This is a genomic window from Candidatus Jordarchaeum sp., from assembly GCF_052745115.1.
The window spans coordinates 1-6,651 of sequence record NZ_JBRAKS010000213.1 but is presented as its reverse complement, the minus strand read 5'-3'; the positions used below and the strand labels follow the sequence as shown (position 1 = coordinate 6,651).

8 protein-coding genes and 1 pseudogene are annotated in these 6,651 nt (G+C 41.0%); 6 read left to right on the top strand and 3 right to left on the bottom strand.

The window, feature by feature from the left end; all coding sequences use genetic code 11:
* Window positions 1–68: 68 nt before the first annotated feature.
* Window positions 69–512: a glycine cleavage system protein H gene (locus ACUVXA_RS13960; protein ID WP_445871888.1), complete on the bottom strand. Its 444-nt coding sequence runs from the start codon at window positions 510–512 to the stop codon at window positions 69–71.
* 629 nt (window positions 513–1,141) lie between these two features.
* Here ACUVXA_RS13960 and ACUVXA_RS13955 point away from each other — a divergent pair.
* The 6 genes from ACUVXA_RS13955 to ACUVXA_RS13930 are packed head-to-tail and all read left to right on the top strand — an operon-like array spanning window position 1,142 to window position 5,263.
* Entirely contained in the window at window positions 1,142–1,459 is a 318-nt protein-coding gene (locus ACUVXA_RS13955) for a hypothetical protein (RefSeq protein ID WP_445871887.1), read from the top strand.
* Window positions 1,460–1,485: 26 nt separating this feature from the next.
* A complete protein-coding gene (locus ACUVXA_RS13950) occupies window positions 1,486–1,911 on the top strand; it encodes an NADH-quinone oxidoreductase subunit B family protein (protein ID WP_445871889.1) in 426 nt (141 codons plus the stop codon).
* A 4-nt stretch (window positions 1,912–1,915) separates the two neighbouring features.
* A complete protein-coding gene (locus ACUVXA_RS13945; protein ID WP_445871886.1) occupies window positions 1,916–2,419 on the top strand; it encodes an NADH-quinone oxidoreductase subunit C in 504 nt (167 codons plus the stop codon).
* A gap of 2 nt (window positions 2,420–2,421) precedes the next feature.
* On the top strand, window positions 2,422–3,600 hold the full coding sequence (locus tag ACUVXA_RS13940) for a hydrogenase large subunit (protein ID WP_445871885.1): 1,179 nt from the start codon (window positions 2,422–2,424) through the stop codon (window positions 3,598–3,600).
* 2 nt (window positions 3,601–3,602) lie between these two features.
* Window positions 3,603–4,859, top strand: a complete 1,257-nt coding sequence (locus ACUVXA_RS13935) for a complex I subunit 1/NuoH family protein (protein WP_445871884.1) — start codon at window positions 3,603–3,605, stop codon at window positions 4,857–4,859.
* A gap of 14 nt (window positions 4,860–4,873) precedes the next feature.
* Window positions 4,874–5,263: a 4Fe-4S binding protein gene (locus tag ACUVXA_RS13930; RefSeq protein ID WP_445871883.1), complete on the top strand. Its 390-nt coding sequence runs from the start codon at window positions 4,874–4,876 to the stop codon at window positions 5,261–5,263.
* 143 nt (window positions 5,264–5,406) lie between these two features.
* Here ACUVXA_RS13930 and ACUVXA_RS13925 read toward each other — a convergent pair.
* Window positions 5,407–5,958 (bottom strand): annotated as a pseudogene (locus ACUVXA_RS13925) (hypothetical protein); the annotation flags it as partial.
* Between the two features lie 88 nt (window positions 5,959–6,046).
* On the bottom strand, window positions 6,047–6,337 hold the full coding sequence (locus tag ACUVXA_RS13920) for a hypothetical protein (RefSeq protein ID WP_445871882.1): 291 nt from the start codon (window positions 6,335–6,337) through the stop codon (window positions 6,047–6,049).
* Window positions 6,338–6,651: the final 314 nt, after the last annotated feature.

Sequence of the window (6,651 nt, the reverse complement as noted above, 5' to 3'; positions counted from 1 at the left end):
ACCTTCATAAGAAAACTGGAAAAATCAGCCACAAAAATCTTATTTAAGAGCGAAAGAGTAATAGGAGGTTATTTTAGTCGCTCCTTAATTTCTTTATTTATCCAATCTTTGATAGCCCCGCCGGTAATAAGATTAGACAATTCTGATTTCAAATTTGTGGGCTCTACAACCACTAACCATCCCTTACCGTATGGATCCTCGTTAATAATGGTAGGCTTCTTTTTTAATTCAGGATTTACCTCCACTATTGTACCGCTAATCGGAGCTTTTAATGGCCCCACCCATTTCCCGGTTTCTATGCTACCAAAGCTCTTATCGGTTTCGATGGTTTTCCCCTCGGGTTTGAGTCTCACGAACAGGATTTTTCCAGCGGTAGCTTGCCCGAAGTCGTCGAATCCGATTCTTGCTTTTCCGTCTTGTACCTTGACCCAGCAGTGGTCATTGTGATAGTAAAGGTCTTCGGGAAGGTTGACGGTTACGCTCTCACCTTCTAATTCGAAAGTTACCTCCATACCTAAAACCTCACCAGTAGTATCAATAATATTATATTAATAGTTTTGTTTATTCCATTTATAAAACCATTCTGCTAATTTAAATGGTTAAAATTAATAATTCTTTGTTTAGTTAAGAGTTAAATAATTTTTGTATTGGTGAATATTATTTGATTTTTTATCCATCGTATTATTTAACGGAATTTTTTAATGAAAAAGCAAGTCTAAAAAATAGAAAAATAGTGAATAAGTAAGATATATGGTTAATAATTGTGGCAATTAAGATGATAGTTGTCCTTTATCATTTTTGATAACTTTTTAACGTGATTCAAAATTTAAGAGAAGTTTTTAGGCAGAAAAATTTCTACAAAAAGGTTTATAATAAATACTCATTTGGTGCCTAGGTATTTTGGTTACCACATTTTTTATTTAAAAATATAACAGTAAGATATTAGATTTATTTCCACTTCGTATCAAAACTATTCCTATTATTAGTAGAAATTGCGGGTTAGGGAACATAAATTGGATTAAAGTTATGGAAATCGGCGAGGAAAAACTTTTAATGCGATTTATTCTTCTGTTAGTGTGAAATCTTATATATGAGAAGGTATCTAAACGTTATTATTCTAAAGTTGGAGGTGTAACGGATATTGTCCGGAATTGCCACTTTTGGATTAGCGCTGTTAATCAGCTTTCTTAGCGCTGCAGGGTTATACCTTTCTGCGAAATTTATGGCACCCAAAGGGAAGAAAACTAAGGAAAAAATGATGGTGTATGCGTGCGGTGAGAATTATCCCGCGGAGAAATTCCAGTTCAGGCTAGAACAAGTCTACTACGCTGTGTTCTTCACGATACTTGAAACGGCGGGTTTCCTGATATTCACCTCTGCTTTCGCGAATCCACTATACGGTGGAATATTCGTAGTGTTTGCTACTATAGCGGCAGTATTAGTCTTATATCGGAGATAGGAAAGGTGGTGTAATAATTGGGACTTATGGATAAACTTGTAAAATGGTCAAGGATAAAATCACCCTGGGTTTTCCACATGAACACCGGAGCATGCAACGCCTGTGACATAGAAGTCATCGCCGCTCTAATGCCCAGATACGATATTGAACGCTTCGGCTGCATTCTTGTAGGTTCACCAAGACACGCAGATGTTATGATAGGCACCGGCTCAATAACAAAAGAAATGACACCCAGATTCAAGCGCCTATACGAACAAATGCCAGAGCCAAAATTCGTCATCGCCGTCGGAAACTGCGCCATCTCTGGAGGCGTTTTCAAAGGATGCTATAACATTGAGGGAGGATACGAAAAAATAGTTCCAGTAGACATGTATGTACCTGGATGCCCACCTAAACCCGAAGCGATAATTGACGCAGTCGCAAAACTCTTAGGAAAATTACAGGGAGGATAACACAATGTCAGAAGAAACAAAAGAAACAAAACCGAGATTAAAACAATCCTCAAAGGAAGATGAAAAACTTAAAGCAGAACTAGAAAAAGCATTCGGAGACACAGTCGAAGTCTGGATTCCAAGAGCAAAAAGAATATTCATTAAGGTAAAGCCCGGCGACCACAGAAAAGTATTACAGTGGATGAAAGACAACTGGGACCTACAACACTTAACTACTGTAACCGGTGTTGACAAAGGAGACACCTTCGAAATCATATATCACTTATACAAGTATCAAGGATACCGTACACACCCTTCAGTTAAAACAGAAATTCCTAGAAAAAATCCAAAGATTGAAACGGTCGTTGATATTTTACCAGCAGCAACTTTTTATGAGAGGGAAGCACACGACCTTCTTGGAATAGTTTTTGAGAATCATCCTAATTTAGAGCGTTTAATCTTGCCAGATGACTGGCCGGAAGGGGTTTATCCTCTTCGTAAAGATTGGCTACCAGAAGGAGTTGAATAAAAATGTCGACTATTAAAATACCAATTGGACCCCAACACCCAGCACTAAAGGAACCAGTAAACTTTACTGTCGAGATTGACGGCGAGCAAATTGTTGACGCCAAGGTTAGAATAGGATACAACCATCGAGGAATAGAGAAAGCATGCGAATTAAGAACCTATGTTCGAGACATATATCTCCTAGAGAGAGTATGTGGTATCTGTTCCCACTCCCACACAACAACATTCACCCAAGGAGTAGAAGAGCTACTAGACCAAGAAGTGCCCCGAAGAGGACTCTACATAAGAACAGTTATCTGCGAGTTAGAGAGACTCCACTCACATATGCTGTGGCTAGGAGTTGCCGGACACGAGATAGGATTTGACACACTCCTACACTACACATGGAGAGACCGAGAACTCATCATGGACTTTCTTGAAATGATCTCAGGAAACAGGGTAAATTACGCCATGAACACTATTGGAGGAGTGCGAAGAGACATAAGCAAGGATATAATTCCCACCCTGAAGAAAGGTATGGACACCTTCAGAGAAAGACTCCAATACTATCTTAATCTCTGCTCCAATGAAACCACCGTTCTTGAAAGAACTCAGAGTGTAGGAATACTACCACCAGAAGTTGCTCGGAAACTCGGAACCGTGGGACCAACTGTCCGAGCATCAGGTATCGACATGGATTGTCGAAGAGACGATCCAAACGCTGCTTACGGTGAAGTACCCTTCGAAGTGTGTACCTGGGATTCTTGTGACGTCTTTGCAAGAGTAGCAGTACGTGTTCTGGAAATGATCCAGTCATGCAACATGATACAATGGATGCTAGACCATCTACCAAAAGATGAGATCAGACTCAAACTAAAAAGACGTATACCAGAAGGAGAAGTATTAAGCAGATATGAAGCCCCTCGAGGAGAACTCATCCATTACATCAAAAGTAATGGATCGGACAAACCCGAAAGAGTAAAGGTCCGATCCCCAACACTCGCAAACTGGCCATCAGTAGAGTACATGTTAAAGGGACATCACATCGCAGATGTACCAATAATCATTGCATCAATAGATCCATGTCTAAGCTGCACCGACAGAATCACATTTGTGGACATAGAAAAAGAAAAGAAATGGATGTGGGATCTGGAAAGCTTACGAAGATATGGTATTAAATTCTATGAAAAGAAAAGGTGGTAAAAATGGCCTTTGACTTACTATGGTACATTATTTTGTACTTGTATCCGGGAATAGGCAGCAACATAATAATACTTCAGTACTTACTATCCCAACAGGGCAACATTCTCATGGATCTATTTAAAATAATAGTGTTTCCGGGACTCCTATTCATAGGCGTGGTCTCACTTTTTGCAGAATGGTACGACAGAAAAATATACGCCCGATTACAGAATCGAGTCGGACCCTTCCACACCGGATACCACGGAATACTACAGCCTTTCGCAGACATAATAAAACTACTAGCCAAAGAAGACATAGTGCATACTGGCGCCGAAGCCCGAAGCTTAGCGGCAGCGCCAGTCGTGGCGCTAACACTAACCTTGGTTATGATGATGTTTATCCCGGTGTACAGGAGCGCAGGCATAATAAGCTTTGAAGGAGACCTTATAGTTGTATTATTCCTGTCCACGATCTTCGCCCTAATGGTGATTTTAACCGGCTGGTTCTCAACCAGCAGATTCGGTGAAGTGGGAACAGCCAGAGCAGGAATGCAGCTTATAGCCTACGAAATCCCAATGGTGCTATCAGCCATAACACCAGCAATTATAGCAGCATACTATTACTCTGTGCCGATACAGATTAACAGCTATCTTATCGCTTTGGGCGGAACAATTCCTGCAACATTAGCTCTTCCGTCACAGCTCTCGGTTTTGACAATAGCAAATATCACCCAAACGCAGGCGGCAATAGGCTTACCATTCATACTAGTAGCTCCCATTTCGTTTGCAGTGTTCGTGATCGCTCTAATGTCGGAGTTAGAAAAGATACCCTTCGACGTTCCAGAGGCACACACCGAAATAGTCGCAGGATGGCAGACCGAACTATCGGGCAAAAAGCTAGCCTTCTTCCGACTGGCTGGAGACCTCGAATACCTATGGGGCGCGGGACTAACAGCAGCCCTATTCTTGGGCGGACCATGGGGCCCGGGATGGGACATCGGATTAAGCCAGTTAGATCGCCTATTTGGAGCGTTCCCCTGGGGATACATTTTCGGCACCATATGGTTCCTAGTAAAAGTATTTGCAATCATCTTCCTAATAGCCAACCTGAGAACCCTGTTCGCCAGATTCAGAATAGACCAGATAGTTAGAGGAACATGGAAATATCTCATACCACTCGCTTTCCTAAACATAGTAATACTACAAGCAGTATTCTACTTCGACCTATTCGGATGGCAAACAACCTACAACCTACTATTATGGATAGCATTACTAATATAGGAGTGTGAAAAATAATGCCCAGACCAGGAGCAATGGAAGGAGAACTACTAAGAAACTTTCCCAAAAAACCATTCACATTATTCTACCCATTCGAAAAACTAGAACCATTCGAACACCTACGAGGAAAACACATACTATACCTCAAAAGATGCGTAGGCTGCGGAACCTGCGCCAAGGATTGCCCTTCAGCTGCCATTGAGATGATAGACTGGCCAAAAGAATACCCCGAAGAACTAAAAAACAAACCAGGCAAGCTGCCGGTCGTAGATTTGGGTAAATGCTTGTTTTGCGAACAATGTGTTGAGTCTTGTCCCAAGGATGCTCTTGAGATGACCACGTCTTACGAGCTTGCTACTTCGGATCGGAAGGCTATGGAATGGGTTGTTGATATGGAGACTGAGTGAGTTTCTTTCTTTTCATTTTTTATTTTTTGGTTGTTGTTTTGTTTTTCTTTTCTGTTTTTGTTTGTTTTTTGTGTTTTTGGTTGCTTGTAGTATTTGGTGGTTGAGTTGGTATTTTGTTTGTCCGTTTTCTTTTTTGGGGGTTATTATTTGTAGTTCTTGTGTGGTAGTATGAATTTGCTTAGTTTCTTTTCGAAGACTTCGGGGTATGGCATTACTTCACTGGTTCTTTCTCTTATTCCTTCGGGTATTCCTTTTTTCCACGTTAGGGTTGCTAGGTCTTTGACATCAATGGCTCTGCCTGAAACAATTTTTAGTATGAAGTAATCGGTGTAGTTTGGAACTCTCACTTCGATTTCTCTGTTGGATATTTTTATCCGTGTTTTCTGAGAGTTTAAAACGAATTTTTCGTCGATTCTGACTGTGTCTTTTATGGTTCTTCCTGTAACTTCTCCCTCCATGAAGTCTAGGAAGATTCTTACTGGTTTTCTCCCAGTTTCTATGAGCTTAATGCACCTCATGTATCCCGAGTTATTTTTCTTTTCAAGGGTTTCGATTATAGTTTCTGTGGCAAGCCATTTTCTTAACGTATCCAAATGCCAGCTGTTCTCTTTCGGTAATGCAAAATCGCAATCTCTGGTTACTCTGGATAATGGTGTGAATGCTCTTAGTGCGTATCCTCCAATTAAAATGAGTTTAGGGTCGTTGAAGCCGCTGGATCTTTAGGAGAGGAAGTCTATCAGCTTGGCGATCTCTTCTTCTCTGGCTTTCACCATTTCTACGTATCTAGACAAGTTCAACCATCTTCTGAACCGCCTCTTCTATCTCATGCTTCACATATTCATCGGCTAACTCGGTTTTCTGAACGGTGAACATCTTTTTACCGCTGAGTTTGTTGATGAGGTGGCACCCGTACCCCAGAGCTTGTCTGACTCTAATATCTGTTCCTCGAATTCTTTTCCAATAACTTTTCTTGGACAAATCCTTCAGGTTAATCTTGTTGCTGTTTGAGTATAGTACTGCGAAAGCGTCCATGAAAGCCCACCTCTGTATGCATTCGATTACTGTTTCCTCCATATTCTCAATAAATAGTTTTCCAATTTTTCTGTAATTTGTTGGTTTGTTAACGTATTCTACTTGGAATCTCCAGCCCTTTTTCTTGGCAAATTCTTCTAGTGCTCTGCCGTAAGACCGGTCTGTAACTTTTAAAGAATATGATTCCCTATGAACGAAATCCTGGTTCCATAGTGAAGCAGCGGTCTGGTAGGAAATTATCTTGAAACCTTTATCCCTTCCAAAAAAGTCCCATGGATCATTAACACCATCGGGAACCCAGTACCAACCGTTGTCCGAAACTTACCCATCTAGGACACTTCCAGATGGTGTTCGGT